Genomic DNA, 466 nt, shown 5'->3' on the forward strand with positions numbered 1-466 from the left:
GCATGTGGGTGTGGACGCCGAGAGCGGCGTCGTGCACAGCCTCGACACCACGACGGGATCGGTGCACGACAGCCAGGTCTGGGATGCATTGCTGCACGGAGAGGAGGACGCTGTCTGGGCCGACAAGGCCTACGTCAGCGCCGCACGGGAGGCTGCTTTCTCCGGCCCCGGCAAGGTTTGGGGCGTCATGAGGAAAGCGCCGAAAGATGGCGTGCTGCACCCCTTGGACGAAGACATCAACCGGGTCATCGCCAAGGTCCGCGCCCGTGTCGAACATCCCTTCCGGGTGCTCAAGCGCCAGTTCGGGTACCTCAAGACCCGCTACCGTGGCCTCGCCAAGAACCGCGCGCAGCTCTTCACCCTGTTCGCCCTCGGCAACCTGTTCCTCGTCCGACGAAGGCTGCTGGCATGAGACGGAGTCTGCCCTCCGACGCCGATCTCGGCTCTTCGGGCAGGCAGATCTCCC

Annotated in this window: 1 protein-coding gene; it reads left to right on the forward strand. The window is 65.7% G+C overall.

The genetic code is table 11. The features are described 5' to 3' along the window. Positions 1-412, forward strand: a 412-nt coding sequence (locus AB6A65_RS16420; RefSeq protein WP_371039473.1) for a transposase, incomplete at its 5' end; no start/stop codon positions are given. Positions 413-466: the final 54 nt, after the last annotated feature.

It is taken from the genome of Rhodosalinus sp. FB01 (assembly GCF_041365715.1).
Taxonomy (GTDB): domain Bacteria; phylum Pseudomonadota; class Alphaproteobacteria; order Rhodobacterales; family Rhodobacteraceae; genus Rhodosalinus.